Below are 25,936 nucleotides of genomic sequence, written 5' to 3' on the forward strand. Positions count from 1 at the left end.
CTGACGACCGACCGCCGCCCGACCGCCGATGATCGACGTCATGAAGCAGAAGTTGCTGCTCCTCGTGGCGGTCGGGTTCGCGGTCGGGCTCACCTTCCCGTACGTGAGCCTGGACAGTGCCGACAGCCGGCTCGCAGTACAACCGGGACTGCATTATGCCGTGCTCGTCGTGCACATCTTCACGGCCGCGGTCGCGCTCGTGGTGGGGCCGCTGCAGTTCATGCCGCGGGTGCGGGCGCGGCGGCGGCTGCATCGGGTGCTCGGGCGGGTCTATCTGCTCGGCGGGGTGCTGCCGTCGGCGCTCGCCACGGTTCCGGTCGCGATCTGGTCGGGGCGGCCGCTCACCCAGGTCGGCCTGACCACCGCCGCCGTGCTGTGGCTCGGCACCGGCGTGCTCGCCTACCGCGCGGCCCGGCGGCGGGACTTCACCGCGCACCGGGCGTGGATGATGCGCAACTACGCGCTGACGTTGCTCGCCGTGACGGCCCGGCTGCTGGTACCGCTGCTGATCCTCACCCAGCTCCCGTTCGGCGGCGCGCCGGACCCCAAGGCACTGATCCCCGTCGGGCAGACCCTCGGCTGGATCGTCAACCTGATCGTGGCCGAGCTGCTCATCCGCCGAGCGTCCGCGTCGCGCGGAAGCCCAGCAGTCGCTCGATAGCCGTGGTGTCGATCGGCGCCCGATTGCCGGGAATGTCTTCCCGCAGTTCGGTTTCGCCATGGTACCGCCTGATCAGCTCCACTGTGGACGCCGCCGCCATCGTCGTCGGCGCGGCCAGCAGTACCGCGTGAAAGCCTTGCAGTTCCTTGGTCAGCGCCAGCCAGACGGCCTCGGCGGCGTCGTCCACGTGCAAATACGACCACGAGTCCGCGGCCATCGTCGCCGGGTCGCGCTCGCAGGACTCGGCGGTGCGGCGGATCGCGTCCCAGCCGGCCGTGTACGGGAAGCGCAGCGCGACGACGTCCATCCCGTACCGGCGGTGCATCATCGCCGCCGTGGCCTCGTCGGCCTGCTTCGACAGCGAGTACGCGTCCTCGATCTGGAACGGGGTGGCCTCGTCGATCGGGTAGTACGCGGGATGCAGCACGCGCGGCGCGAACCGCAGCCCCAGGATCGAGTAGCTGCTGGCGATCACGGCCCGGCGCACCCCGGCCCGCGCACACTCCTCCAGCACGTTGAAGGTGGCCCGGGTGTTGCCGGCGAAGACCTCCACGGGTGTACCGAGGTCAGGGCTCGGAATCGCGGCCAGATGCACGACGGCGTCGACCCCGCCGGCGATCGCCGCGCGTACGGTTTCGGGGTCGCCGGCGTCGCCCACGACCGTGTGGGTGGCGGTGTCCGGTGCAGGCTCAGTCAGTACCAACGCATGCACTTCGGCTTTTTCTGCGGCCAACCGGGCGCTCACGGCGCGGCCGATGTTGCCGCTCGCGCCGGTGACGAGGACCTTCACGGCGCCTCCAGCGCGCCGTCGGGGCGGCGGACGACGGCGGCCCAGCGGTCGAAGAGGAACTTGGTCGGCGGGAACTGGGCGGCCTTCGCCTCGTCGAGGTCGACGCCCCAGCCCGGCTGTTCCGAGGGGTACATGTAGCCGCTCACCACGTCCGGGCAGCCGGGGAACACCTCGTGGGTGGCCTCGTTGTACTCGTGCGACTCCTGGAACCCGAACGCCGGGCTGGAGATGTCGACGGCCAGGTTGGCCGCCACCCCGACCGGCGACACGTCGGCCGGCGAGTGGAACGCCGTGCGCACCCCGCACAGCTCGGCGAGCGCGGCCAGCTTGCGGGTCGGGGTGAGCCCGCCGATCGCCGACGTGTGCAGCCGGATCAGATCGACCCCGCCGTCCCGGATCAGTCGCGCCGCGTCAGGCACCGACCCGATCTGCTCCCCGACCGCAAGCGGCACCGGCGACCCGGCCCGCACCTCGGGCAGCCGATCGTAATGCTCGGGCGGGATGACGTCCTCGAGGAACGACAGCCCGTACGGTTCGAGCGCACGGGCCAGCACGATCGCCTGCTTCGGCGTGAGCCGGCTGTGCACGTCGTGCATGAGGTTGATCCCGAACCCGAGCCGCTCCCGGGCCTTTTCGAACAGCGACGGGGTGCCGCGCAGGTAGCGCTCCGGGTCCCAGCCGTCGGGGTTCGGCGAGCCGGGGTAGTGCCCGCCGGTCCCGGCCGCGCCGTAGCTGCCGAGTCCCGGTTCGGCGCGCTGGATGCGGATGTTGCGGTAGCCGTTGGCGATGTGCTGCTCGGCCTGGTCGAGTACTTGCTCGGTGGTGTCGCCGGAGGCGTGGGTGTACACCTCGACGCCGCCCCGGACGCGGCCGCCGAGCAGCTCGTACACGGGGACGCCGGCCCGCTTCCCGGCGATGTCCCACAGGGCCTGGTCGAGGCCGGAGAGCGCATTGTTCAGGACGGGGCCGTTGCGCCAGTACGACGAGAAGTGCACGGTCCGCGTGATGTCCTCGATGTCCGCGGGATGCCTGCCGACCGCGAGCGGGCCGACGTGCTCGGCCACGGCGGCCGCCACGGCGGCGTAACGCTGGGTGAAGGTGGCACAGCCCAGGCCGTACAGGCCGGGTTCGCTGGTTTCGACCTTGACCACGACGAGCGGGAGGCCCTCGGGCGCGGTGACGATCGGCCGCACCTTCGTGATGCGGAGCTTGTCCCTGGCCGGCCACGGGGGCCGCGCCTCGGGCAGCCCACCGTCGGCGTCGAGCAGCGCGTTTGGATCATGCGGAGCGGTCACCGTCGCAGTCTATGCACCATGATGCCTTCCATGGACTACGCGCCGCCGCTTCCTGATCCGGGCACCGGCACCATCCGCCGCTACGTCGCCACGCGCTACCTGGACCTTCTCGGCGGCGACTGCTCGGGCATGCGCGACGACGCTGCGCAGATCAGCGACGCGGAGCTCACGTTCCTGTTGCAGCCCGGTGGGATGGGAAACTGGCGACCACGGTTGGTGGCCGCGTACCTGATCGCCACCGGGCGGCGTGTGCAGTTCCGGGAGACACTCGGCGAGCTCCTCCTGGCCAGCGAGGTCTGTTACAGCGGAAAGGGGTATTGCGTCGCGCTGGCCGCCTTCGGCACCCCGCGCGACGCCGAGATCCTGATCGCGTACCTCGAGCGGTACCTGCCTCGGGCCGAGCTGCGGTACGACCAGGACTGGGCGATGGGTGCGCTTGTGCACCTCGACCGGCAGCTCGGCACCGGGCACGCTGAGCGGTTTCTTGGTACGGGCGGGCCGTGGGACGGCTGGGCGGGCGCAGTCTCCCACCCGCCGGACTTCACGTTCTGCCTGGACCACATCACCAACGTGCGCAACACCATCGCGTGAGGGTCGCGCCGACCGGCCAGGCATTTCTTGCTCACCGGCCTCAGCGCAAGACAGGTACGCCCGCTTGACCACAACGGTGAGCGGCAAGTGCAGCTGAATTCTCTGGCCAACGGGTGGCAGTTACGTTGAGTAGCGGCTGCCAGCTCTCGGGCGGCTACCGGATCTGCCGATGAGCGGATGTCGAGGGCTGACGACACGATCAGCATGTGCCCGCCGAGTGCTCAGCCAGGCTTTGTGTTCCGGTGCGCGGCGGTAGCGATCACCCGCCGTACTATTGCCCCGCCAGCTCGGCGACGACCGGAGCGAGCGCCCCGGCGACGCTTGCTCCGAAGACGAAGTACGTGAATCCCATCTCCTCCCGCCGCCGCAGGATCTCCTCTTTGGCCGCACCGGGATCACTCGGCAGGTACGACACCGAGTCCGCCGCTCGAACAGCTTCGATGTCGGTGTCGGGCCCGGCCATGAACGGCGCGACGGCGTCCCCGATGACCGGCACATGCAGCGAGAGCTCCAGCCCGTGCCGGTTGTCGAATGCCCGCACCCGTTCCGCCGTCTCCGTGCGCGTCTCGATGTGCGGCATCACAAAGTTCACGATGTCCGCCAACTCGGACGCGACCGCGTGTGCCTTGGGTCCGCCGACAGCCATCGCCACTGGCGTGTGCAGCTCTTCGCCATCAAGTTCCCGCAGCGTCGTGATGACCTGCCGGACGAGCTCCGCCCGCTGACCTGCAGGCACGTCCGGCAATCCCAGCTGACGCAGCTGATCCGCAATCCCGGGCCGCCCGGTCCCGATCCCCATCTCGAACCGCCCGTCGGTCACCACACTGAGCGAGTGCGCCTCCCAGGCCGTGATGAAAGCCGGCCGCACGGGCGCCGCGTAGACCCAGGTCCCCACCCGCGCGCCGGTCAGCGTGGCCGCGACAGCCAACACCACTCCGGGCGCCGGCTGCCACTCCGGCACGTCGGGCATGAGGATCGTCGAGTAGCCGGTGTCGGCCAGCTCCCGAACCTGATCCCGCCAGGCCCCCATCCCGTTGTCGATGGGAGCAACAACCCCGAACCGCAACGCTGTACCCACGACGTCCACCTTCCTCAGCGACTTCTTTGACCCACCTACGAACAGCCCCAACCGGATCCGACACCTCCGCCGGCACAAGTTGACGTCACGACGGAGACATCATGCTGAGGGCAACTCAAGTCGACACCGACGGTGCCCGTTCCTAGCGATCCGGTGTCCTCGTGCCGCTGGCCGAGCATGACGGCCTGCGGATGCCTTGATCGGATGCACGCACATGCCGCTGTCAATGCGCCGTTGGTTATCGAGGGCTGGTCACGTCTCGTCCTGGTCCTTGTAGTTGTAGGGGCGGGATGACCGCAGCAGTAGACGCTGAGTAGCGTGTGCTGGGGGTCGGTGGACTGGTCCGGGTCAGCGCGGCATGCCGGGCACGGTGTCGGCGCGTCTGGCCCGGTCACTGTCGGCGCTGAGCGGGCCCACCAGGCAACGACGCGCTCGGCCACGGAGTCGAACGCATCGTCGGTCACGTCGAGCGGCCACGTCGAGCGGCCACGTCGAGCGGCCGCGCGGCGGGCCGGCGCGAGGAGCCGGTCGGAGTCGTTCGCGACCGCCACCCGTGTCCTGGCCGCCTACGACCTCCTGCAACCGACTGACCGTGGCCGGTCCCGGTGGTCCGGGGCACGACGCCGTGAGCGAGACTGGGAGCAATGCCGCTCTCAAGACCTGGAGCTTTCTATGCCGCACGGGATCGTCCGCTGGTTCGACGCCGAACGGGGGTTCGGCTTCCTCGCGCCTGACGACGGCTCGCCAGACGTGTTCGTGCACGCCTCCGAGATCGTCGGGGACGGCGGCTCGAAGGTGCTCCGTGAGGGCCAGGCCGTCGAGTTCGAGGCCGGCGAGAACGACCGCGGTCCCCAGGCGTTGCGCGTGCGCGTCACCGCTGAGCAGGCCGCCGGCGGTGCGGTGGGCCTGCTCGGCACGGTCAACTGGTATGAGCCGGCCAAGGGGTACGGGTTCGCTTCGCCGGACGGCGGCGGCCCCGACATCTTCGTGCACAGCTCGGCCATCGTGACCGGCGGCGTGGTCAGCGACGGGCAGCGGGTGGCCTTCGTCGTCGTCGAGGGCGAGCGCGGCCTGCAGGCCGCGCACGTGATCCCGCTCGGTCCTGGGGCCGGCCTGTCGGCCACGGCGGGCGGTGCCGACGGGGCGGACGGAACCGTCTCCTGGTACGACGAGGACAAGGGCTTCGGCTTCATCGCTCCCGACTCCGGCGCCGGGGACGTCTTCGTCCACGCCCGGTCCCTGGCCGAGGGCCTCACCTGGCTGGCAGAGGGCGACCGCGTGGCGTACGAGGTGGTCAGCGGCGACAAGGGCCCACAGGCCCGCGACGTGCAGCTGGTCCGAGGGGCCGAGCCCGCGCCGCCACCGCGACGCCCGGCACCGGCCGGGCCGCCACCCGCCGGGAGTAAGCCGCCGTCACGGGGCGTGCCCGCACGCGCGGGCCACGGCGTCGTCGCACGCTACGACGGCGACCGCGGGTTCGGGTTCATCACCCCGGACACCGGAGGCGACGACCTGTTCGTCCACGTATCCGTGGTCGCCGGGTCGGAACCGCTGCAGCAGGGCGACCGGGTCCGGTACACGGTGCGTCAGAGCGACCGGGGCCCGCAGGCCGACCGCGTGGAGCGCCTCTGACACCTCTGAACACATGCTCATCTGCCGCGATCCGTGCGTGGGAGGTGGCTGATTCGGGGCTGGTGGTTCGTATCGTGAGACGGTGATGAACTTGCCGGTGTTCGGTGAGCAAATGCGGCGGCTGGCCGAGCTGCGCGGCCTCGACGTCGGCTCGCTCGCCCGTGCAGCAGGCGTCGCCGAAACGGCGATCACGTCGCTCAGCGACGGCGCCGAGCCTGACCCATCGCTGCTGCGCCGACTCGCACCGCTCCTCGACCTGCATCGAAGCGACCTGTTCGTCATCGCCGGCCAGCCGGTGCCGGACGACCTCGCCGTGCGTGACGTGTCCGCGGTCGGCGCCATCTGGAGGCTGGTCGCCGCCGCAGGCAGAGGGCGCCTACATAAGGACCCGTCCGCCGTGGTCCACGTCCGGTGCCGGCCCACCAACGACCACACCAAACGGGTGCGGCGCCTTATGGTGGAGAAGGTTGGGTCGCCGCCGTTCGACACATTTGCTGCACTGCCAGACCGAGGACTATCTCGAGGTCGTGACGGCCGCGGCCTGGCAGGCTGATGCCGAGGTTGTTGGATTTGCGGGTTCTGTGGTGGCGGTACGGACGGTCGCCGATGCTGGCAGCGTACGGGTCACCGTCGAGATCTGGTCTCGACGGCCGTTGGTGTTGATCAGTCGGACGGCCGGGTCAGGTAGGGCCGGACCAGAGCGCCCGCCCCGAGGATCGTGCCGGCCATGATCGCGATGGTGAGCAACGGTCCGATCGGATCGGGAAGGCCGAGATGCCGCCGGGCCGGCACCGACAGCACGACGAGCGTCACGCCGACCGCCAGGCAGAGCAGCGCCAGGATGATGCGGACCCCACGCCGGCCGCACCACCGGCGCAGGGACGTCAGCGTACCGGGCACGAAGGTACCTCAGGCTTCTCGCGTTTGCCGAACAGAGTGTCCCACAGGGTCTTCATCATCTCGATGAGTTCCTTGCCCGGGTTCGGCGGGTCCCCGAGGTTGATGCTGAATCCGAACAGCAGCGTGAGGATGCTGACGGCTCCGGTGCCGAGCGCCGTGGAGAAGACCGTCTTCCAGCACTTATCGAAGAACTCGCCATAGCTGTCGGGAGAATGCTCCCAGAGACACTCGAAGATCGCGGCGACGACTGCGCCGACCAGCACAACGCCCAGCGCTGCACAGGCCACGGCGAGCTCGAGGCACATGAAGTAGACCAGGACGCCAGTCAGGATGGACGCAATGAGCCACTTCCACTCGCCCATCCAGTTGAAGAAGTCCATCAGCACGCACAGCTGCGGAATGACCCAGCACAGCGGCGTGCTGGTGTCGCCCCAGCCGAACGGGTCGGGGAACCCGGGCACGCAGACCGCGCTGACGCACCAGTCGTCTGGCAGCACGACGCTGACGAAGGCACAGTCGGTCGAACATTGCGTCACCGTCGGCGGCGTGGCGATGGCACATAGTCACGCAACCGCTCGTTCAGCACGAGCTTCGCGGTCTTCGGACGTCTGGCCCGGCGGTCGGCATGCCACTGCGCGTTGATGGCCCGATACTCCAGCCGGCCGCCGCGAGTGGCCGCGTTGCGACGCAGCTCGCGCGAAATGGTCGACGGTGATCTGCCCAGGGCCTGGGCGATCTGCCGGACACCGACCTTCTGCGTTCGCAGCAGTGCGATCTCTTCCCGCTCCTCAAACGACAAAAAGCGGCCGGAAAGCTGTGCACTACTGACATTTCGCAGTCCGCCAGCGTCGCGGAACCATCGCGAGTCGACCAGCTGCGGCCTGGTCATCGGTGGTGGCGACGGGGCGAATATCGACGAAGGCTCGCCTGCCCGGCCCGGATGCGGCCACCTCAGTGACCAACCGACGTCCCAGGCGCAGTGCGGTCAGCTTGTCGGTCGGCCATGGCGACGGCTCGTTTGCGGTGCTCACGCCGGCATCAGGCGGTCCAGAATGGTCCGGGACTGTTCGGCCTGGAGCCTGCGAAGAAGGCTGTCGTCCACGGGCCGAGACTAACCACCGTGAGGTTCCTTGGCCGCCAGGACGGCGCGGCCGTCTGGCGTCCTGTCACCAGCCGAACCAGTATCCGACGACCCTGACGTACAGCACCAGAACCGCGGCGAGCGCGACCCCCACCGCCACGAACTTCCCACGCGGGCACCACCCCGGCTTCGGCAACGCCGCCGCGACCAGCGGAAGCCCGGCCGGCAAGTACAGGAACAAGCCGATGGCGAGCAGCAGGCACCTGGCCGGCCCGACTTTCAGGCCCTCAGCAGGTCGAGCAGCCCCGTCGGGTAGAGGATGGCCTCCCCGTCGAAGCGGGTCAGCGGCTGCCACACCACCGGAGTGCCCTCGTCGAGGACGACGCCGAGGTCCTCCGCGGTGTAGATGGCCGCATCCACCACGTCGGCCGTGAAGACGAACACGATCTCGTGGCCCGGCCGGCCGAATGCCGTGAAAATGTTCTCCAGGACGCCCAGCAGCTCGACGTTGTACAGCTCGACGCCCAGTTCCTCCCGCAACTCCCGCCGCACGGCGTCGGCGGCCGGTTCGCCGAACTCGATGCCGCCGCCGAGCGGGCGGTAGAAGGTCTGCTGCTTGGTCTCGTCCCAGCCCTCGAAGACCAGGATCGCGTCACCGCGGCGCACCACGGCCAGCGCGATCGGCCGGATCGCAGGATTCGCGTTCACGCCCTCACCCTATGTGCGCTCCGCCCGTCGGTGGGGTCCCGAGCGCCTTGGTGAACAGCGCTAGGGAGTCGTCGAGCGCCAGCCGCAACCGGCGGATCTCGTCGCCGGTGAACCAGCCGATGGCGTCGTGTTCCTCCGGCGCGGTGTTGACCGGCGTTCCCGTCCAGGCCTCGATGAGCCAGATCTGCATGAAGAAGGTGTCGCTGCGGAGCTCGTCCAGCGGCGGGTCCGCCGGCTGAGGGACTTCGATGCCCAGCTCCTCGCGCAGTTCCCGGACCAGGGCGGCGGCCGGCGGCTCCCCGGGCTCCACGTGACCTCCGGGCAGGTCCCACACGTTCGGGTACCGCAGGCGGTTGGGAGACCGGTGGACCAGCAGCAGCCGGTCCCCGTCGCGGAGGAGTCCCGTGACGATGTGCGCGCGCGAATCCGACATGGGCAGATTCTGCTGTGCGTCGTTCGACATGTTGCGCGGGCGGGTGGGTGGTCGATCCTCGGCCCACTGTCCACCCGCACCGTTCATCTGAGGAGCCATCATGCATCGTGTACCGCGTGATCGCCGGGCCGGGTTCGCCGTGCTCGTTATCGCCGCCGCTCAGCTCGTGGTTCAGGCTGTCGCGCCCGCACCGGCCTTCGCCGCCGGGCAGTTGGGGGTCGTGCTCGTCGCGACGACGCTGGACGACTACGACGACCGGCACAACTCCAACTCGACGCAGACCCGCTCGGCGACCTGCCCGTCCGGCACGCACGTGATCGGCGGCGGCGCCCGGGTCAGCGGCGGCGGCGACGAGGTGCGCCTGACCCGCCTCGTTCCGGTGCGCGGCGGCACCGGCCAGAACGACTCCTACTCCGCGACGGCTGAGGAGCCGGACACCGGGTACGCGTCGGAGTGGCAGTTCGTCGTCTACGCCCTGTGCGCCGACGCCGACGAACTGGATGGGTACAGCGTCGTGTCAGGCAGTACCAGCGAATCTTCTTCGGCTTTCAAACAGGCCACCGCGGACTGCCCCGGCGCGACCCTGGCCATCGGCGGCGGCGCGGCCATCAGCAACGGCGACCACCAGGTCGGCCTGCAGCTGTCCCGGCTGGCCGCCCCGCTGGACATCGCCCGCGCCACCGGCCGCGAGGACGCCAACGGCTTCGCCCTGAACTGGAGCGTCACCGCGTACGCCATCTGCGCCAACCGCATCGGCGGCGCGGCCATCTACGGCACCCTCGCCGCGGAGGGCGACACGAGTTCGTGCCCGCCGGACAAGTTCACCTACTCCGTGGGGGGCGGCGGGTCGCTGACCGATTCGGGGGCGTACTTCCTGCAGACGCTGTACCCGTTCGGCGACCGGAGCTGGACGGTGGAGATGACCGGGCCGCCGATCGGGCAGACCAGCGTCCAGGCGCTCTGCGGCTACTGACACCGGCCGGGAGTTCGGGTCCAGCGGTTGCCGCCGACAAAGCCGGCGCAGGGTGAGCGGGCGCTGTGATGAGGCGGAGTGCGCGGTGGCCGTCGTACTGTAGGGCGGGTGAGTGTGGTCCGGCGCGAGGCGCGGCGCCGCTGGGCGGTGGTCGCGGCGGTCGTCGGTGCGCTCGTGGCCGTGCCGCTCGTGGTGGCGTTCGCGCCGGTCATGGCGCCCCGGATCGAGCCCGGGCAGTTGCGCCAGCGGGTGATCGAGGCCGCGAGCGGACCATATCAGGGCTACGCCGAGAGCCGGGGTTCCATCGTCCTGCCCGAGCTGCCCCAGCTCGGCGATGTCTCAGGGCTCTTCGGCGGTACCACCAGCATGCGAGTCTGGCACGCCGGCAACGCGGCCTGGCGGGTGGCGGTGCTCGATCCGGTCGGCGAGAAGGACTTCTTCAAGACCGCCTCCGGGGCGTTCACCTGGGACTACGGCCGGAACCTGTGGACCGAGACGGTCGGCGATCCGGCCGTGCGCGCGCCGCAGGCGTCCGATCTCACCCCGCCCGAGCTGGCCCGCCGGCTGCTCAAGGACGCCGGGGACGGGGCGACGCTCCAGACGCTCCCCGGCCGGCGGATCGCTGGAAAAGCCGCGGCGGGGCTGCGGGTCGTACCCCAGGATCCGGACACCACCATCCGGGCCGTCGACGTCTGGGCCGACCCCGCCAGCGGGCTGGCGCTGCAGGTCGAGGTGGCCGGGGTGTTCACGACCCGGTTCCTCGACGCCACCACCGAACCGCCGTCCGACGCCGTGCTGCAGCCCCAGGCGTCCGACTCGTCCGGGTTCGCGTCCAGTACACGATCGGAAATCACCTCGTCGCTCAATGCGGTCACCCGGGCCAACCTGCCCGGCAGCCTTGGCGGGCGGGCCAGGGTGCCGGGGCCGTTGAGTGCGCTCGCGGCGTACGGGACGGGACTCTCGCGGTTCGTGGTCATCGCGGTGCCAGGGCGGCTCGGGGATCGGACGCTGGCGGCGTTGCGCGATGCGGGGGGTGTGGCGGTCGCGGGCGGTACCGGATATCTCATGCGCTCGGCGGTGCTCAACATCGTGGTGACCAAGGTCGGGCGGCGGACGTATCTGGTCACCGGGTTCGTGGCGCCCGAGGTGCTGACGGCGGCCGCGGGAGAGCTCCGATGATCGAGACCGCCGCGCTGACCAAGACGTTCGGGCGGGTGCGGGCCGTCGACGGGGTGGATCTCAACGTGCCGGAGGGGTCGCGGTACGGCCTGCTCGGCCCCAACGGATCCGGCAAGACCACGCTCATCCGGATGCTGCTCGGGCTCGTCTTCGCCACCAGCGGGGAGATCACCGTGCTCGGGCGGCCGGTGCCGCGGAAGCTCGCCGAGGTGCTGCCCGACGTCGGGGCGCTCGTCGAGGGGCCGGCCGCGTACGGGCATCTGTCGGGGCGGGCCAACCTGCGGCTGATCGACGCGGCCGGGCGGTCGGTGCGGCGGACCCGGAAGCGGCGGATCGAGGAGGCCCTCGAACGGGTCGGGCTGGGCGGGGTCGACGGGCGGCCGGTGCGCACGTACTCGCTCGGGATGCGCCAGCGGCTCGGGCTCGCGGGCGCGCTGCTGCGCACACCGCGGCTGCTGATTCTCGACGAGCCGACGAACGGCCTGGACCCGCAGGGCATCCACGAGATCCGGCAGCTGCTGCTGGAGATCAGCGCCGCCGGTACCACCCTGTTGTTGTCGAGTCATCTGCTGGCCGAGATCGAGCAGCTCTGCACGTGGGTCGGGATCATGGACCGGGGGCGGCTCGTCGGGCAGGACGAACTGGCCGCGCTGCGGGTGCCGACCGGGCGGGTCCGGCTCACCAGCCCGGACGCGGATCGGGTGGTGGCGCTGCTCGACGGGCGGGTCGTGCACCGCGACGCGGACAGGCTCACGGTCACCCACCCCGACGCCGCCGAACTCAACGCGCAACTGGTCGCCGCCGGGCTGCGGATCGCCGAGATCGGGGCCGAGCACCAGACCCTCGAGCAGGTCGTGCTGCGGACGACCGGATCGGGCACCGACCGGATGGAGCGACGGTGATCCTCGTCGAACTGCGCAAATTGTACCGCCGGCCGCGCACCCTGGTCAGCCTCGCCCTGCTGTGCGGGCTGCCGCTCGCCGTGGCGATCCTGCTCGCGACGACGCGGATCGGCACCGCGGCCGGGCAGGGGCCCGCGTTCCTGTCCGCCGTACTGAACAACGGCTCCCTGTTCCCGGCGGCCGCCCTGGCCATCGTGCTGCCGCTGTTCCTGCCGGTCGCGGTGGCCATCGTCGGCGGCGACGCGGTCGCGGGCGAGGCGAGCGCCGGGATGTTGCGCTACCTGATCGCCCGGCCGGTCGGACGGACCCGGCTGCTGCTGGCCAAACTCGTCTCCATCATGGTGTACGTCCTGGGCGCCGTCGTGGCGGTCGTGCTCACCGGATACGTGATCGGGATGATCTTCTTCCCGGTGCAGCCCGGTGCCGAGGTCGTCACCTCGGTCTCGGGGCCGGCCCTGTCGCCGCAGCAGGTGGCCCTGCGCATCGGGGCGGCCATGGTGTACATCGCGCTGTCCATGCTCGGCGTCGGCGCCATCGCGCTGTTCCTGTCGACGGTGAGCGACTCGTCGCTGGGTGCCACCCTCGGGGCCCTCGCCGCGCTGGTCGCCAGCCAGCTGTTCACCGCCCTGGACGCGGCGACCGCGATCCGGCCCTACCTGCCGACCCGCTACTGGCTCGCCTGGATCGACTTCTTCCGCGAGCCCGTCCTGTGGCGCGACATCGAGCGGGGGCTCGGGCTCCAGCTCGTGTACGTCGTGGTCTTCCTCGGCCTCGCCTGGGCCAACTTCGCCACCAAGGACGTCACCAGCTGACCGCCGCCGCTCAGCAGGGCGGGGCCGGGCCGATCGGGGCCGTCCCGATCGCGTCGAGCACCAGCCCGGTCACGTAGTCGTCGGTGGGCAGGTCGCCGTGGCTCACGTCCCGGCCGGGGCAGGCCTGCTGGATGTCGACGTCGACGGCGCCGGGGAGCCGGGCCGAGTCCGGCGGTACCACCGTCTGGTCCTGCTCGGTCCAGATGCTCAGCCACTGCGGCGGATCCGGCACCGGCTCCTCGAGCTCGGCGAGCAGCGTGCTGCCCGGGGCGAGCTGCTGGCACGCGGCCGGGCAAGCGCCGGGAAGCCCCGCGGCCCCGGCGGCGGCGAGCCGGGCACCCTGGTGGGGCGAGCCGAGGGTGACGACCCGGCGCGCCTTGTGTACCCCGTCGTGGCGCTGCACCCACAGCCGCGCCACGACCCCGCCGGCCGAGTACCCGATCACGTCCACGGACGGCGCCCGCCGCAACGCCTCCGTGGCGGCGTCGTCGAGCGTGTCCGCCTGCTTGCCGAGGTCACCCGTGCCGCCGTCGGGCATCGCCACCACGCTCGCCGTGCGCCCGGCGGCCCTGATCGCGGCGGCGAGGCGGTCGAGGCCGTCGGTCCCGCCGCCATAACCGGGCACCAGCAGTACAACGCCCGGCTTGTCCTGATCGGGAACCCGCAGCGGCTCCGCGCGCAGGGCCGCACGCACCGCCAGCCCGCCGGCGACCAGCACGGCGATGGCGGCGAGCACGGCGAACATCGCACGGCGCCGGGGACTCATCCACCATGTGTACCTCACCGGATCTCCGCGCCGCGGTAAGCCATCCGCGTCTCGACAAGCCGGCGGGGATGAGCCACCATCTGCGCGTGAGCTTCAGTCTCCTCGTGCTGGCGGCCCGCCCGGGGGCGAGCGACGCCGAGGTGCGGGCGATGGCCGGGGCGTGCCTGGGCCCCGGGCACCGCGAGGGTGAGCTCGACGAGCGGATCGTCTCCTTCTACGAGCACCTGCGGGGGCGGTTTCCGGATTTTCTGCCGTACGGCGCCGACACCCCGTGGATGGACACGCCGCTGGCCGTGGGCATCGACCATGTGGGGATGCAGCTGAGTTTCAGCGACCGGAGCCGGGCCGCGCTGGAGCTCATCGACCAGCTGGCCCGGCGGTACCGGCTGCACATCTACGACCCACAGGGCGACGAGCTCAAGCGGCCGGAGGACGCGTCCGTCAGTTGGTGATCAGGAACCCGCCGTCGAGGGTGAGGTCGACGGCGTTCACGCCGCCGTTGGTGAGCAGGAAGTCGACGGCGCCGACCACCTCCGACTTGGTGACCAGTCGGCCGATCGGGGTGCGCAGGGCGCCCGGCTGCTGCTCGACCGGGACCGGGGCCCACTTCGGGCTGTCGCCGACGATGCCGGGGTGGATGGCGTTCACGCGGTGCGGCGCGATCTCGCGGGCCAGGGTCTTGATCAGGCCGCTGATGCCGCCGTTGAACGTGGTGACCATGGTCGAGCCGGGGTAGGGCCGCTCCTTGGCCAGGCCGCCGAAGAGGACCACGGCGGCGGCCGGGGTGAAGCGCGGGCTGAGGACGCGGACTGTCTCGGCGTACCCGACGAGCTTGATGGTGATCGCCTTGATCGCCTGCGTGGTGTCGAAGCCGTCGAGGGTCACCGGCGTCGGGTCGCTGGCGGTGAGCACGAGGTTGTCGACCGACTCGACCTCGGCGAACGCGGCCTCGATGGTCTCCGGCGCGGACAGGTCCACGGCCAGCCCGCGCACGCCGGGCCCGATCCGCGCGGCGGCCGCCTCGGCGCCGGCCTTGTCCCGGCCGGTGACGATCACGGTGTCACCGCGGCCCGCGAAGTGCTCGGCGATCGCGTGCCCGAGGAACCCGCTGCCGCCGACGACGAGAGAAGTGGTCATGAACGCCAACGTACCCGGCGTCAGTGCGGGAACTGCCGCGAGCCGCGCGGCGTGATCCCGGCCCGGAAGGCTTGGATGGCCGCGATGACCTGGTGCATGCCGGTCGTGGCCTCGACGCGGTCCAGGTAGAGGCAGCGGGCGGCGAGCTTGGGCAGGTCCACGGTGAAGTAGACGGCCATGAGGGGATTGACGAACAACACACTGCCGCTGGTACGGGTCGTGAACTGCACGTCACCGAACGCACCCGCGACCGCGGCGGCGATCTGGCCGTTGACGATGCTCGGGCGCAGCGGGGTCGCGGCCTGGGCGTCGGCCGCCGCGTCGAGATACAGCTCCGCCTCGCGGCTCCCGCTCGGGATGGACAGCGCGCCGAGGTAGCCGCCGTCGCGGTTCAGCGCGGCGAGGTTCTCCAGCACCTGGGTGTGCACCACCCCGTGGTACGCGTCGATGCCGAACCCCAGGCACGTGACCAGCCGCACGGGAATGTCGTCGAGCCCGGCCACGGCGGCCAGGCTGGTGATGTCCTCCGCGGGCGTGCCGAGGCCCGTCTCGTCGCCCCGCATGAGGATGTCGGTCCCGCCGTCGACGAGGACGATCGCGTCGAGCCGGAGCGTGTCGGCGAGGTGGCGGTACGCGGCCCGCAGCCGTTGCACCCCGACCTTCGGGAACGCGTGGACCGTCGCGGGCAGCCCCTGCTTGGCGAGCCAGCGGGCGAGGGTGCGCTCCGGGAAGTACTGCTGCGGCCCTTTGGTCTCCGGCGTCACGGCCGCGACGTCCCGCTCGACCCAGGAATCGAGGTCGATCGCCCCGAGCTCCGTGAAGGACAGATTCGCCAGGTGTACCTCCACCCCGGCATCCCACAGCGCGACGGCGAGCGGCAGCCCGGCGTACACGTCGAATCCCCCACCGGCCCCGGCGATGAGCACCCGCTCCGCCCCACGCAACGCACCGAACAACGGCGGCACCGCCAGCGATTCGACCACGAAAGGATTCTCGCATTGGCGCCGCTCTGTCACGATGGGCGTGCTTGCTGTGGAAGCCCATTCCGCGCGGGAGGCACGGATGTTCGGGTCCGGTATCGAGATCTTCGCGTCGTTCATCCAGCAGGTTGTCACCGACCTGGCCAAGACCCGGTTGATGCGGCTCGGGGCCGGGCAGCCGACGGGCCTCCCCGGGCCGTTCAGCATGCGCCTGGCCGATCCGGCCGGGGCCCGGGACTGGGGCGGGGCGGTGCCGGTGCGCTTCCAGCTGACTCGCCCGAGCTCCGGCGCCGCGACCGCTGTGATCATGCTGCACGCCGGGCCGGGCCGGCCGACGCTGTTCACGCGGGTGATGCTCGGCCGGAAGCGGACCGTCACGCCGCAATTTCTGGTGCCGGGCTTCGGGTACCAGGTGATGGTCCTCGCCCCTCGGCCCGGAACGGGCGCTCGGCCACGCGCCGGAACTGCTCGGCGTCGGCGTGGGTCACGCCGAGATCCACCACAGCGATCCGGCGCTGACGGTGCCCGTGAAGACCAAGAGGCCCAGCACCGCGGAGCACGACCGGATCGAGCGGTGGTGGGCCCAGGGCTGCCAGCCGTTCACCGGCATCCGCGAGGCGCTGCCGGCGCTGAGCCGCAACGGTCGAGTGATCCCGTTCCCGCTGCCGCCACGGCGGGTGGTGAAGAAGTGCCAGGCTCGGCGGCCCGACGCCCGGGACCGCTGCGCTCGCCGGGCCCGCGCCGGTCAGGCCGTGTGCGACGTGCACGATCGCAAGATCCGCGAGGGCGTCCGGATCGAGCACTTCCGGACGCGGGAACCGCTGGCCGAATGGGCGCGGCGGGAACTCGGGGCCTGACTGCCGGGCCGGTGTCAACAGTTCGGGGTGGCACGGTAGTCAGTAAGGCGTGACGTTCGAGGAGTACGTGCTCACCCGGGGGCCGGCGCTGCTGCGGCTCGCGCGGTTGCTCGTGGATGACGTGCATCGCGCCGACGATCTTGTGCAGGACACGCTCGTGCGGGTGTACCCGCGGTGGGCGAAGATTCTGCGCACCGACCAGCCCGACCTGTACGTGCGGCGGGTGCTGGTCAACGTCAACGCGAGCTGGTGGCGGCGGCGGTCCAGCCGGGAGGTGCCGGCGGTGTTCGACGTCGACGTGTGGCCGGGGGCGGGCGACCACGGGGCGCCCGTCGCCGAGCGGGTCGCGCTGTGGGACAAGGTGCGGGCGCTGCCCGGCAAGCAGCGGGCGGTCATCGCGCTGCGGTACTACGAGGATCTCGACGACGACCGGATCGCCCAGATTCTCGGGTGTTCGCGCGCCACCGTCCGGACCCATGCCATGCGCGCGCTCGCGGCGATGCGCGTCGAGCTGCACGAATTGGAGGGGACCTCGCGATGAGCAGCGACCTGCAGGATCTGCGCGCCACGCTGCGCGCCCGGGCCGAGGCCCGTACCGACCCCGAGGCGCTGCTGGCGTCCATCGGGCCCGCGTTCCGCCGGCGGCGGCAGCGCCGGATTGCCGCCGCTACCGCCGGGCTGGCCGCCGTGGCCGTGCTCGCCGCCGTGCTCGCGCCGCGGCTGGTCGCCGGGCCCCCGGCCACGACCCAGCCCGCGCAGCCGGTAGCGAGCACAGAGCAGAGCGCCAAGGCGCCCGGAGGGGTCGGCTCCGACGCGCTCACCCTGCACTTCGGGATCGGCAAGCCGCCGTTCGAGACGAGCGACGAGCGCTGGGAGACCGACACCGGGGTCGAGCGCATGTCGGTGCAGGGCCGCAAGGCCGACGGCTCGTTCGCCGAACTGACGCTGCGCACCGACTCGATGACGCCGCGCGCCGATCCGACCGCCAGCGGTGCGGTGCCGACGCTCGAAGGCGTGCAGACCAGGGCGGGGACGGTCGGCGGGCAGCCGGCGACGGTCGTGACCGGCACCATGAGCGGGCTGCAGACCACCCTGATCAGCTGGGTGCCGGGGCCGGGCGTCAAGGCCGAACTGCGGGTGCAGGGTCCGGTACCGCTCGACAAGGCCCTCGCCTACGCCGGCACGGTCCGGCTGGACCAGTCCCGGCCGTGCGTCTTCCGGGTGCGGCCGACGGTGCTGCCGCCGGGCACCAGCGTGCGGAGCTGCGCGATCATCGGTACCAGCGGGGCGGGCACGATCACCATCCACGGGCCGGGCGGCGACATCGGCATCGCCGTGCCGAAGCCGGCCAAGTTCGGCATGGACGCCAGCCCCGGCGCGGTCGCGCAGCACCTGGACAACGGCTGGGTCTACGAGGACCTGACCGCGGGGTCCGGCGGCTACTTCAGCGCCAACATCCGCATCTCCGACCCGTGGGTGGAGGTCTCGGCGCACGGCCAGTACGGGATGGCCGAGGTCCTGCAGGTCGCCAACGGCCTGAAGCGGACATAGGGCCTGTTTCGGAACTGAGGCGGGGCTGCGGCGGGCCCAGATTCCACCGCCAAGGCCGGCCCGGCCGCTACGCGCAGCCGGCCCGCCCAAGGCGCCCTGCGCGCACTCCGCGAAAGCCCGGATACAACACCGGTATCCAAGCTTCCACGGAGCACACGCAGGAGAAATCTGGACTCCGCCGCAGCTCCCACCCCAGTTCCGAAACAGGCCCTAACCGAGGGCCAGCCGGACCGGCCCGCCCGCCGGGTCGGCCGCGCGCACCAAGGAGTACGGGACGCGGAACACGCGACCGGGCGCGGCCGGCCACGGGAGCCGGACCGCGCCCACCCGGCGGCCGTCCTGCACCGCCGTCACCCGCGGGAGGCGGCGGTGCTCGGCCGTCCACAGCAGCAGCCGGTTCCGGGCCGGCGGCGGGCCGCCCGGCACGATGAGCTGCGGGGCCACCCACAGCAGCGGCTCCTCCACGGCCAACGGCACGCCGGACGCCGCCCCGGACCCGGCCAGGACGGCGGCGGCGACGTGCCGGCCGTCGAGGGCGGCGACGTCGGCGGTGTCGACCGGGTGCAGCAGGTTGCCGGCCGCGAACACGCCCGGGCGGCTGGTGCGCAGGCCGGCGTCGACGACCGGGCCGAGCGACGCCGGGTCGAGGGCCAGGCCGGCCGCGCGGGCCAGCTCATGATCCGGGATCCAGTCGCCGGTGAGCACGACGGTGTCACAGTCCACCCGCGAGCGGCGGCCGGTGCGCAGATCTTCAAGCTCCACAGTGGACACGCGGCCGTGGCCGTGGATGGCGGCGAGGCGGGTCCGGGTGCGCACCGGGCGTACCGGCAGCCGGACCTCGGGACGCGCCAGCTCGGTGGTGAGCAGGACGGTGCGGCAGCCGGCCGCGCGCAGGGTGAGCACCGCCGACCAGCTGACGAGCTCGGCCCCGACGACGACGGCGCGCCGGCCGACGGGGGCGCGGTGCAGGTGGACGAGCTGCTGCAGCTGCCCGGTGGTGTAGACGCCGGCGGGCCGGTCGCCGGGGATGAGCCGGGCCGGGCGCGGGCGCTCGCGGGCCCCGGTCGCGAGGATGACGGCGGCCGCAGTTACGGTACGGCGGCCGCGAGGCGAGGTCACTTCCAGCTTGTGCGGCCCGGCCGAACCGGAAAGCGTGCGCTCGCCGGCCCAGCCGGTCACCATCGCCTCCGTCTCCAGCACCGCCCCGGCGGCCGCGGCCCGGCGGATCAGACGGTCCGCATAGGACGGTCCACTGAGGACGGTACTCAGATCCCGGAGGCCGTACCCGAGGTGGTCGCTGTGCCGCGGGATGCCCCCGAGCGCGGACTCCCGTTCGAGCACGAGCACGGGGCCGTCGACCCGCCCGGCGAGGGCGGCGGCCGCGCTGAGCCCGGCCGGTCCCCCGCCCACGATCGCGACCCGCACGTGCTCGTTCACCGGATGGCCTGAATCTCGGCGGCGCAGGAGAAGCCCTGGCACCGGCCGTTCATCGCCCGGGTCCGGCGCCGCAGCCCGTCCACGGTGGACGGTGGAATCACCGAGGCGTACGCGTCGCGGATCTCGCCCCGGGTGACCCGCTCACAGAAGCACGCGATCCGCCCGTACTCCGGATCGGCCGCGATCGCCGCCGCATCCTGATACGGCCGGACCCCGGCCTCCCCCAGGTTCGGCATCCGCGGCGGAGGCGGCAGGTCCGGTCGCGCGGTCAGGTCCAGGTGACCGTCCACAAGCGACCCGACGTGCTCGGCGATGGCCAGGCAGGCGGTGAGCCCGGTCGAGCGGATGCCGCCGACGAGCACGTACCGGCGGCCCGGATCCACGTCGATCAGGTAGTCGTCGGCGTCGATCGCGGCCCGCAGCCCGGCGTAGGTGGCCGTCACCTCCTCGCGCAGCAGGGCCGGCATCAGCGCGGTGCCCTTCGTCCGCAAAAACGTGAAACCGGCCGCAGACGTGCCGGTCGCGGTACGGTCCGGCAGATCCTCGGCGGTCGGCCCGAGCATCACGTTGCCGTAGACGGTCGGGCTGATGAGCACGCCCTTGCCCACTTTGGACGGTACCGGCAGGACGATCCGCGGGGCGAGCGGCCGGGCCAGCTTGTCGAACACGAGCAGCTCGCCGCGGCGGGGCGTGACGGTGAACCGTTCGTAGCCGAACAACCGGTCCAGGATGTCGGCGCCGAGGCCGGCCGCGTTGACGACCCAGCGGGCGCCGATCTCGCCCTGCGAGGTGGTGAGCCAGGTGTGGGTGCCGTCGTCGCGGACCGCGGTGACCCGGTGGCCGCGGCGCAGCGTGACGCCGCGGGTGACGGCCTCGGTCGCGAGGGCCAGGTTCGTCGTCCACGTGCAGGTGATCGCCTCGCCCGGCACCACCAGAGCGCCCAGCGCGCCGGGTGCCAGTGCGGGCACTTCGCGGTACACCTGCGGAACATCGACGATCGTGGACTCGGTGTAGCCGTTGCGCTCGGCCTTCTCCCGCAGCCCGGGCAGCGCCGCCAGCTGCTCGGCGTCCCAGGCCACCAGCAGCGCGCCGGTGCGCTCCACGGGGATCCCGGTCGCCGCCGCGTACTCGCCGAGCAGGTGGTAGCCGCGGGCCACCAGCCGCGCCTCCAGCGTTCCCGGCTTGGCGTCGAACCCGGTGTGCAGGATCGCGGTGTTGGCCTTGCTGGTGCCGTCGCCCACGTCGTCGCGGGCTTCGAGCAGTACCGTGGAAAGCCGGGAAGCGCCGAAGAGCCGGGCGATCGCGGAGCCCACCAGGCCCGCCCCGATGACCGCGACGTCGAAGGCCGGCGAGGTCACGGTGTGGTCCGCGCGGCGAGCGCGTGCCAGCGGGCCAGGTGCTCGGCGGCGCGCTCCGGCGGCCATTCGGGTTCGAACGTCGCCGCGGGCCGCCAGCCGCCGGTCGCGTCCACGATGGACAGTCCCGGGTCGAGGGCGAGCCGGGCACAGGCGGCGGCGCCGAGCGCGGTCGCGTGCGGGGACGGGTACACGTCGATGGGAATTTGTGCGAGGTCGGCCTGGGCCTGCATGAGCACCCGCGAGCGGGTCAGGCCGCCGTCGACGCGCAGCCGGGTGAGCGGGGTGCCGAGGTCGTCGCCGGTGAGCGCGACGAGCGCGGCGACCTGGGCCGCGATGCCCTCCAGGACGGCCCGCACGAGGTGCCCGCGCCCGGTGCTGAGCGTCATCCCGGTGAGCGAGGCCGTCGCGGCCGGGTTCCACCACGGGGCGGCCAGGCCGGCCAGGGCGGGCACGCACAGCACGCCGGCGCTGTCCGGGGCGGCGACCGCGTCGAGCTCGGCGGCGCCGTCGACGATCCCGAGCTCGGCGAGCCAGCGCACGGCGGAGGCGGCGGTGTAGACCTGACCGTCGGCGCAGTACGCGGTGCTGTCGCGCAGTTGCCAGGCGACCGAGGTGGCCAGGCCGCGCGCCGAGCGGACGGGGTTGCCGCCGAGCTGGGCGAGCAGGAACGCGCCGGTGCCGTACGTGCATTTGGCGGTGCCCGGCTCCAGGCACGCCTCGGCGAGCAGCGCGGCCTGCTGGTCGACGATGAGCCCGGTGACCGGCACGTCGCCGCCGAACGCCGTGGTGCGCCCGACGATCCGGTCGCTCGGCACGATCTCGGGCAGCTGCTCGTCGGCGAGGTCGAACAGTTCGAGCAGCTCCTCGCTCCACCACACCTCGTCGAGGTCGAGCAGCAGCGACCGGCCGGCGGTGGAGGCGTCGGTGACGAACGCGCCGCAGAGCCGGTGCACGAGCCAGGTGTCGGTGGTGGTGACGACGCCGCGGGCCGAGCGGTTCTCGCGCAGCCAGCGCATCTTGGGGGCGGAGAAGTACGGGTCGAGGACGAGCCCGGTCAGGTCGGCGACCCGCGGACCGGCCTTGCTGCGGGCGGCGCAGACGGCCTCGGCCCGCCGGTCCTGCCAGACGATGGCCGGGCCGATCGGCTCCCCGGTCGCCCGGTCCCACACGAGGACGGTCTCGCCCTGGTTGGCCAGGGCAACGGCATCCGGTTGTACCCCCGAATCGGCGACGGCCCGCCGCCCGGCCGTCAGCACCGAGGCGAGCAGCGCGCCGGGGTCGATCTCGACACCGCCGCCCGGGAGGTACACCGGTCGCAGCTCCTCCTCGGCGACGGCCAGCACCCGCCCGGCGGCGTCGGTGACGAGCGCCTTGGTGCCGGACGTGCCCTGATCGATGGCGAGGACGTGGGTCAACGGGCGGCCGCCATGAACAGCTCGACCAGGTCGAGCGCGGCCTCGCCGGTCCAGACGAGGGAGGAGAGCCCGACGAGGATCGGGACGGCGGCCAGGATGCCCGGCAGCGCCGCCGGGTGGGGCCGCAGCAGGTGGCTGACCCGGCGCGGCACGATCCCGCCGATGCTCGCCGCGTGCAGCCCGGACGGGTGCGGGTTGGCGTGGCCGGCGAGCGCGGCGGTGCCGATGGCGTGCGCGACGGTACGCCGGTCGCCGAGCGCGTCCGCCGCCCGCTCGTCCGCCGCCCGCTCCACCAGGTAGTCCACGTGCCGGCCGACCCACCACAGCGCCGGGTGGGCGGCGACCGCCAGCTCGGTGACGCGCACCAGCCGGTGGTGGCGCTCGGCCAGGTGCGCGCGCTCGTGGGCCAGCAGCGCCTCGAACTGCCGGTCGGTGAGCAGGTCCCGCATGCCGGTGGTGACCACCACGTGCCCCGGCCGCCCCGGCACCGCGAACGCTCCCGCCTTCTCGTCGGGCACCATGACCACCGCTTCGGCGCTCCCCGCGGGCAGCAGGCGGAGCAGGCGGCGTTGGTGGATCCAGCGGTACCAGACGGAGCAGACGACCGCCGCGAGCAACCCGACGCTGAGCCACGGCACCCACGGCTCCGACGCCGTGTCCCGCGCGACGACGGCGGCCGACCAGCCCAGCGCCCGGTCGACGAACGGCACCTCGGCCACGGCGTGCGCCGCGAACAGCAGGAGATTGACGGTGCTGCCCACCGCCGCGGCGGCGGCCGACCACGCCACGGCCCGGGCGGCGGCCGACGGGGCGAGCCGATCGGCCAGCAACCGCACCGCGACGACGAGCAACGGCGGGACGACGAGAACGGACCAGACGAAGTGGTCGATCATGGTCTGCTCACCCTTTCCGATACAGTCGTGTCCGTGACCGACGAGATCCGGCCGAGGCGGCGGCCCGGGCAGCTCGAGGCCGAGATCCTGACGGTACTCGGCGCGGCCACCGGCCCGTTGACCCCGGGTGAGGTCCGGGAGCGCCTCGACCCCACCGGCAGCCTGTCATACAGCGCCGTGGTGACCACCCTGACCCGCCTGCACGAGCGCGAGGCGGTGACCCGCGAACGCAGCGGGCGAGCGTACCGTTACGGAGCGCTGTCCGACCCCGCCGGCCTGGTCGCCGAGCGCATCAACCGCCTCCTCGCCGCCCAGGACGACCGCGCCTCGGTCCTGCGCCGCTTCGTGAGCCGCCTCAACGAGCAGGACGAGCAGCTCCTGCGGGACCTGCTGAACGAGGACCCGGACTGATAACTTCTACTGGGTTGTAGAAGGTAGGTTCGGGGGGTTCCCATGACGGTGGTCCTGGACGACGAGGTCCTGGTACTGCTCGCCGAGGGCCCGAGCAGCGCCTACGAACTCTGGCAGCGCCACACGGCCATCTTCGGCTCCTCCCGCCGCGTCGACCTGAGCCGCATCATGATCAGCGTCGGCCGCCTGGAACGCGCCCGCCTCCTGCGCGTCGAGGCGCCGGCCACCCTCCGCCACGGCAGCGGCAACCGCCTCTCCTGCTGGCTGACCGCCGAGGGCCGCCACCGCCAGGCCGAATGGCTGTGCGCCGTCGGCCCGGACACCGCGGTCGACGACCTGTACGTGCGGGGCATGCTCGCGGTGGACGCGGCCAACCCGGCCACCTTCGACACCTTCCTCGCCAACAGCCTCGCCGCCACGCGCCTGCGCATCTCCCGCCTGGCCGCCACGCTCGACACGGACCCGGCCCAGCGGGCGCGACTCGCCTTCGACCAGGAGGTGGCGCGGGCCTTGGCGCTGTGGCTCAACCAGCTCCCGGAACACCGCCGCCCCGCCGCGTGACCGCGCGGTCAATCCCGTGGGAAGCCCATCGTCGGGTGCGCCGGACCGCCCAGCTCGGCCGACAGCAGGTCGGCCAGCCGCCACACCGCCGCGTCCCGGTGCTGCGATCCCCAGTACGCCAGCCCCTCCACCACCAGCCGCCAGTGCTGCCCGCGCAAGCTCACCGCCACCCGCCCACTCCCGGACTCCCCCGCAGCCGTGATCGGCGCGTACGTCTCGACCGCGCCCAGCGCCTCCGCGACCGCCCGCCACTCCGCGCCCGGCAAGGTGACGGTGTAGGTCCGGGATTCGTCGAGGCCGAGGTCGTCCGGCGTGCTCGCGGCAACGGTGAACTCGCACCACGGCGACCAGTCGTCGGCCGAAGTCGGGCGCACCCGCCACCGGTACGACACCCCGTGCGCAAGTGCCCCGGCCCGCTTGAAGTCGAGCGTCGCCCCACGCGCGTCCGGCTCGCCGGGCAGGTCCACGTCCCGCTCGGTATGGCCAAGAAGCCCGCGGACCTGAAACGTGGACGCCAGGTACGGCGGGCTCCCACCCACGAAAGCCAGCACCGGCCGCACAGTGTCCAGCACCGGCCGGTCCGCACAGCCCCGCCCGTCGGTGTCCAGCGACACGCCGCCCACGGCCGGCGCGTCCACAACCGCGTCCGCGGGCCGGAACGCCACGGCGACGCCCACCGCGAGTACGACGGCCAGCACCCCGCCGAACGCCATCCGCCCAAGGGTCGTCACGGGATGGACCATCGGCCGCGGCACGCCGAACCTGAGCTCACGTCACGACAAAGGGATCGCCGTACACCCTCCAGGCCAGCGGTGGCCGCAGGTCGAAGTTCCCGGCCGCCAGAAACGCCCGCTGCGCCGTGTCCACCCGGCTCGTGTCCGAGTGGGCCTCCTCCGTCCGCATCACGGCGACCCGCGCGTCCAGGAACGCCCGCAGATAGGCGGCCTCGTCGCCGCCCCGCGAAGGTGGCACGGCACGCGCCAGCGCGGCCCGCCGGATGCCGCCGAAGCTCGAAGCGTCCGCACCGGGGCCGTGCATGACCATCGCGTCGAAGTACACGAACTGGCCGAGGGCCCGCAGGCCGTCGGCGCGTGCCTGGGTGACGGCCGGCGTGAAGTACACCCGGTCGCGGAAGGAATCCTGGGCCGCGCGGAACGCCGGATCGCCGGCCGCGGACGACCAGGCCGCCGCGAACGCGGGGCCCAGGCCGGCGTGCGAGGACGTGCCGTGCACCGCGCGCAACGCGGGCAGGAAGCGGGCGAGCGCGTTCGCCGGCACGGCGGCGGTGTACGACTCGACGACCGCCAGCATGTCGCCGGTGCCCGAGCAGAAGCCGATGATCCCGCCCGTGTAGCCGCGGCCGTCGCCGATGTCCTCGAGGTAGCTGTACTGCGCGTGCCAGTCCAGGGACGAGTTCTCCGCCGAGGACACCAGCCGCATCGCGAGGTCGGTGCCGAGATCCGGGCCCGAGGCGAAGGCCGGCGACGGGGTCAGGCCCACCACCGCCGCCAGCAACAAGACGCGAAGCTTCACGC

The 25,936-nt window shown here is 72.3% G+C and carries 31 protein-coding genes and 2 pseudogenes; 15 read left to right on the plus strand and 18 right to left on the minus strand.

The genetic code is table 11. The features are described from left to right. Positions 1–40 precede the first annotated feature (40 nt). Positions 41–661, plus strand: a complete 621-nt coding sequence (locus ACQP00_RS32780; protein WP_433202683.1) for a DUF2306 domain-containing protein — start codon at positions 41–43, stop codon at positions 659–661. Here the strand turns inward: ACQP00_RS32780 and ACQP00_RS32785 are convergent. Then, a complete protein-coding gene (locus ACQP00_RS32785; protein ID WP_433202686.1) occupies positions 612–1,451 on the minus strand; it encodes an NAD-dependent epimerase/dehydratase family protein in 840 nt (279 codons plus the stop codon). The two genes, ACQP00_RS32780 and ACQP00_RS32785, sit on opposite strands and share 50 nt — an antisense overlap. Beyond that, positions 1,448–2,746: an enolase C-terminal domain-like protein gene (locus ACQP00_RS32790; RefSeq protein ID WP_433202689.1), complete on the minus strand. Its 1,299-nt coding sequence runs from the start codon at positions 2,744–2,746 to the stop codon at positions 1,448–1,450. The genes ACQP00_RS32785 and ACQP00_RS32790 overlap by 4 nt, the downstream gene beginning before the upstream one ends. A gap of 30 nt (positions 2,747–2,776) precedes the next feature. Between ACQP00_RS32790 and ACQP00_RS32795 the strand changes: the two genes are divergently transcribed. Then, entirely contained in the window at positions 2,777–3,337 is a 561-nt protein-coding gene (locus ACQP00_RS32795) for a DUF6000 family protein (RefSeq protein WP_433202692.1), read from the plus strand. A 271-nt stretch (positions 3,338–3,608) separates the two neighbouring features. On the opposite strand, the gene ACQP00_RS32800 is transcribed toward ACQP00_RS32795, so the two are convergent. After that, on the minus strand, positions 3,609–4,415 hold the full coding sequence (locus tag ACQP00_RS32800; RefSeq protein ID WP_433202695.1) for an LLM class flavin-dependent oxidoreductase: 807 nt from the start codon (positions 4,413–4,415) through the stop codon (positions 3,609–3,611). Between the two features lie 672 nt (positions 4,416–5,087). Between ACQP00_RS32800 and ACQP00_RS32805 the strand changes: the two are divergent. The 3 genes and pseudogenes from ACQP00_RS32805 to ACQP00_RS32815 all read left to right on the plus strand — a co-directional run. After that, positions 5,088–5,285 (plus strand): annotated as a pseudogene (locus ACQP00_RS32805) (cold-shock protein); the annotation flags it as partial. A 30-nt stretch (positions 5,286–5,315) separates the two neighbouring features. Continuing rightward, on the plus strand, positions 5,316–6,047 hold the full coding sequence (locus tag ACQP00_RS32810) for a cold-shock protein (protein WP_433224073.1): 732 nt from the start codon (positions 5,316–5,318) through the stop codon (positions 6,045–6,047). An 82-nt stretch (positions 6,048–6,129) separates the two neighbouring features. Continuing rightward, positions 6,130–6,600, plus strand: coding sequence for a hypothetical protein (locus ACQP00_RS32815; protein ID WP_433202698.1), 471 nt, complete (start codon positions 6,130–6,132; stop codon positions 6,598–6,600). 110 nt (positions 6,601–6,710) lie between these two features. Here ACQP00_RS32815 and ACQP00_RS32820 read toward each other — a convergent pair whose 3' ends face one another. From ACQP00_RS32820 to ACQP00_RS32845, 6 genes and pseudogenes are all read right to left on the minus strand, one after another. Further along, on the minus strand, positions 6,711–6,947 hold the full coding sequence (locus ACQP00_RS32820) for a hypothetical protein (protein WP_433202701.1): 237 nt from the start codon (positions 6,945–6,947) through the stop codon (positions 6,711–6,713). After that, entirely contained in the window at positions 6,932–7,444 is a 513-nt protein-coding gene (locus ACQP00_RS32825) for a hypothetical protein (protein WP_433202704.1), read from the minus strand. Before ACQP00_RS32825 ends, ACQP00_RS32820 begins: the two co-directional genes overlap by 16 nt. A 59-nt stretch (positions 7,445–7,503) precedes the next feature. Then, positions 7,504–7,818 (minus strand): annotated as a pseudogene (locus ACQP00_RS32830) (transposase); the annotation flags it as partial. Positions 7,819–8,113: 295 nt separating this feature from the next. After that, positions 8,114–8,269 carry a hypothetical protein gene (locus tag ACQP00_RS32835; protein ID WP_433202707.1) on the minus strand — a complete coding sequence of 52 codons (156 nt, stop codon included), beginning with the start codon at positions 8,267–8,269 and terminating at the stop codon, positions 8,114–8,116. Positions 8,270–8,307: 38 nt separating this feature from the next. Then, entirely contained in the window at positions 8,308–8,736 is a 429-nt protein-coding gene (locus ACQP00_RS32840; RefSeq protein ID WP_433202710.1) for an NUDIX hydrolase, read from the minus strand. Positions 8,737–8,740: 4 nt separating this feature from the next. Further along, positions 8,741–9,169: an NUDIX domain-containing protein gene (locus ACQP00_RS32845; RefSeq protein WP_433202713.1), complete on the minus strand. Its 429-nt coding sequence runs from the start codon at positions 9,167–9,169 to the stop codon at positions 8,741–8,743. A 100-nt stretch (positions 9,170–9,269) separates the two neighbouring features. On the opposite strand from ACQP00_RS32845, the gene ACQP00_RS32850 reads away from it, so the two are divergent. The 4 genes from ACQP00_RS32850 to ACQP00_RS32865 all read left to right on the plus strand — a co-directional run bounded on the left by ACQP00_RS32850 (position 9,270) and on the right by ACQP00_RS32865 (position 13,035). Further along, on the plus strand, positions 9,270–10,142 hold the full coding sequence (locus ACQP00_RS32850) for a hypothetical protein (RefSeq protein WP_433202716.1): 873 nt from the start codon (positions 9,270–9,272) through the stop codon (positions 10,140–10,142). Positions 10,143–10,250: 108 nt separating this feature from the next. Then, entirely contained in the window at positions 10,251–11,321 is a 1,071-nt protein-coding gene (locus tag ACQP00_RS32855) for a hypothetical protein (protein ID WP_433202719.1), read from the plus strand. Continuing rightward, positions 11,318–12,223: an ABC transporter ATP-binding protein gene (locus ACQP00_RS32860; RefSeq protein ID WP_433202722.1), complete on the plus strand. Its 906-nt coding sequence runs from the start codon at positions 11,318–11,320 to the stop codon at positions 12,221–12,223. The genes ACQP00_RS32855 and ACQP00_RS32860 overlap by 4 nt, the downstream gene beginning before the upstream one ends. Then, a complete protein-coding gene (locus ACQP00_RS32865) occupies positions 12,220–13,035 on the plus strand; it encodes an ABC transporter permease (RefSeq protein WP_433202725.1) in 816 nt (271 codons plus the stop codon). Before ACQP00_RS32860 ends, ACQP00_RS32865 begins: the two co-directional genes overlap by 4 nt. Positions 13,036–13,045: 10 nt before the next feature. On the opposite strand, the gene ACQP00_RS32870 is transcribed toward ACQP00_RS32865, so the two are convergent. Continuing rightward, entirely contained in the window at positions 13,046–13,801 is a 756-nt protein-coding gene (locus ACQP00_RS32870) for an esterase/lipase family protein (protein WP_433202728.1), read from the minus strand. Between the two features lie 86 nt (positions 13,802–13,887). Between ACQP00_RS32870 and ACQP00_RS32875 the strand changes: the two genes are divergently transcribed. After that, on the plus strand, positions 13,888–14,253 hold the full coding sequence (locus ACQP00_RS32875) for a hypothetical protein (RefSeq protein ID WP_433202731.1): 366 nt from the start codon (positions 13,888–13,890) through the stop codon (positions 14,251–14,253). On the opposite strand, the gene ACQP00_RS32880 is transcribed toward ACQP00_RS32875, so the two are convergent. Both ACQP00_RS32880 and ACQP00_RS32885 read right to left on the minus strand, forming a co-directional pair. Next, the gene (locus ACQP00_RS32880) at positions 14,243–14,938 is read right to left on the minus strand and encodes an SDR family oxidoreductase (protein WP_433202734.1); all 696 of its coding nucleotides are present in this window, start codon (positions 14,936–14,938) and stop codon (positions 14,243–14,245) included. The two genes, ACQP00_RS32875 and ACQP00_RS32880, sit on opposite strands and share 11 nt — an antisense overlap. Before the next feature lie 20 nt (positions 14,939–14,958). After that, entirely contained in the window at positions 14,959–15,921 is a 963-nt protein-coding gene (locus tag ACQP00_RS32885) for a DUF1152 domain-containing protein (RefSeq protein WP_433202737.1), read from the minus strand. Positions 15,922–16,397: 476 nt separating this feature from the next. Here ACQP00_RS32885 and ACQP00_RS32890 point away from each other — a divergent pair, with 476 nt between their 5' ends. Genes ACQP00_RS32890 through ACQP00_RS32900 form a run of 3 tightly spaced genes read left to right on the plus strand, consistent with a single transcriptional unit; the run spans position 16,398 to position 18,326 of the window. Further along, the gene (locus ACQP00_RS32890; protein WP_433202740.1) at positions 16,398–16,775 is read left to right on the plus strand and encodes a hypothetical protein; all 378 of its coding nucleotides are present in this window, start codon (positions 16,398–16,400) and stop codon (positions 16,773–16,775) included. A gap of 49 nt (positions 16,776–16,824) precedes the next feature. Next, complete coding sequence (locus ACQP00_RS32895) at positions 16,825–17,316, plus strand: SigE family RNA polymerase sigma factor (protein WP_433202743.1); 492 nt, start codon at positions 16,825–16,827, stop codon at positions 17,314–17,316. After that, positions 17,313–18,326 carry a hypothetical protein gene (locus ACQP00_RS32900; RefSeq protein WP_433202746.1) on the plus strand — a complete coding sequence of 338 codons (1,014 nt, stop codon included), beginning with the start codon at positions 17,313–17,315 and terminating at the stop codon, positions 18,324–18,326. The genes ACQP00_RS32895 and ACQP00_RS32900 overlap by 4 nt, the downstream gene beginning before the upstream one ends. Positions 18,327–18,536: 210 nt before the next feature. Here ACQP00_RS32900 and ACQP00_RS32905 read toward each other — a convergent pair whose 3' ends face one another. Genes ACQP00_RS32905 through ACQP00_RS32920 form a run of 4 tightly spaced genes read right to left on the minus strand, consistent with a single transcriptional unit; the run spans position 18,537 to position 23,429 of the window. Then, entirely contained in the window at positions 18,537–19,763 is a 1,227-nt protein-coding gene (locus tag ACQP00_RS32905; protein WP_433202749.1) for an NAD(P)/FAD-dependent oxidoreductase, read from the minus strand. Next, positions 19,760–21,121, minus strand: a complete 1,362-nt coding sequence (locus ACQP00_RS32910) for an NAD(P)/FAD-dependent oxidoreductase (protein ID WP_433202752.1) — start codon at positions 21,119–21,121, stop codon at positions 19,760–19,762. Before ACQP00_RS32910 ends, ACQP00_RS32905 begins: the two co-directional genes overlap by 4 nt. Beyond that, on the minus strand, positions 21,118–22,536 hold the full coding sequence (locus ACQP00_RS32915) for an FGGY family carbohydrate kinase (RefSeq protein WP_433202755.1): 1,419 nt from the start codon (positions 22,534–22,536) through the stop codon (positions 21,118–21,120). Before ACQP00_RS32915 ends, ACQP00_RS32910 begins: the two co-directional genes overlap by 4 nt. Next, positions 22,533–23,429, minus strand: a complete 897-nt coding sequence (locus tag ACQP00_RS32920; RefSeq protein WP_433202758.1) for a M56 family metallopeptidase — start codon at positions 23,427–23,429, stop codon at positions 22,533–22,535. Before ACQP00_RS32920 ends, ACQP00_RS32915 begins: the two co-directional genes overlap by 4 nt. A 33-nt stretch (positions 23,430–23,462) precedes the next feature. On the opposite strand from ACQP00_RS32920, the gene ACQP00_RS32925 reads away from it, so the two are divergent. Then, on the plus strand, positions 23,463–23,840 hold the full coding sequence (locus tag ACQP00_RS32925; RefSeq protein ID WP_433202760.1) for a BlaI/MecI/CopY family transcriptional regulator: 378 nt from the start codon (positions 23,463–23,465) through the stop codon (positions 23,838–23,840). A 42-nt stretch (positions 23,841–23,882) separates the two neighbouring features. Continuing rightward, complete coding sequence (locus ACQP00_RS32930; protein WP_433202763.1) at positions 23,883–24,401, plus strand: hypothetical protein; 519 nt, start codon at positions 23,883–23,885, stop codon at positions 24,399–24,401. Positions 24,402–24,409: 8 nt separating this feature from the next. On the opposite strand, the gene ACQP00_RS32935 is transcribed toward ACQP00_RS32930, so the two are convergent. Then, entirely contained in the window at positions 24,410–25,132 is a 723-nt protein-coding gene (locus ACQP00_RS32935) for a hypothetical protein (RefSeq protein WP_433202766.1), read from the minus strand. A gap of 37 nt (positions 25,133–25,169) precedes the next feature. Next, positions 25,170–25,934, minus strand: a complete 765-nt coding sequence (locus ACQP00_RS32940) for a chitosanase (protein ID WP_433202769.1) — start codon at positions 25,932–25,934, stop codon at positions 25,170–25,172. Between the last annotated feature and the right edge of the window lie 2 nt (positions 25,935–25,936).

Origin of the sequence: Dactylosporangium sp. CS-047395, from assembly GCF_050942185.1 — a bacterium.
Lineage (GTDB): Bacteria > Actinomycetota > Actinomycetes > Mycobacteriales > Micromonosporaceae > Dactylosporangium.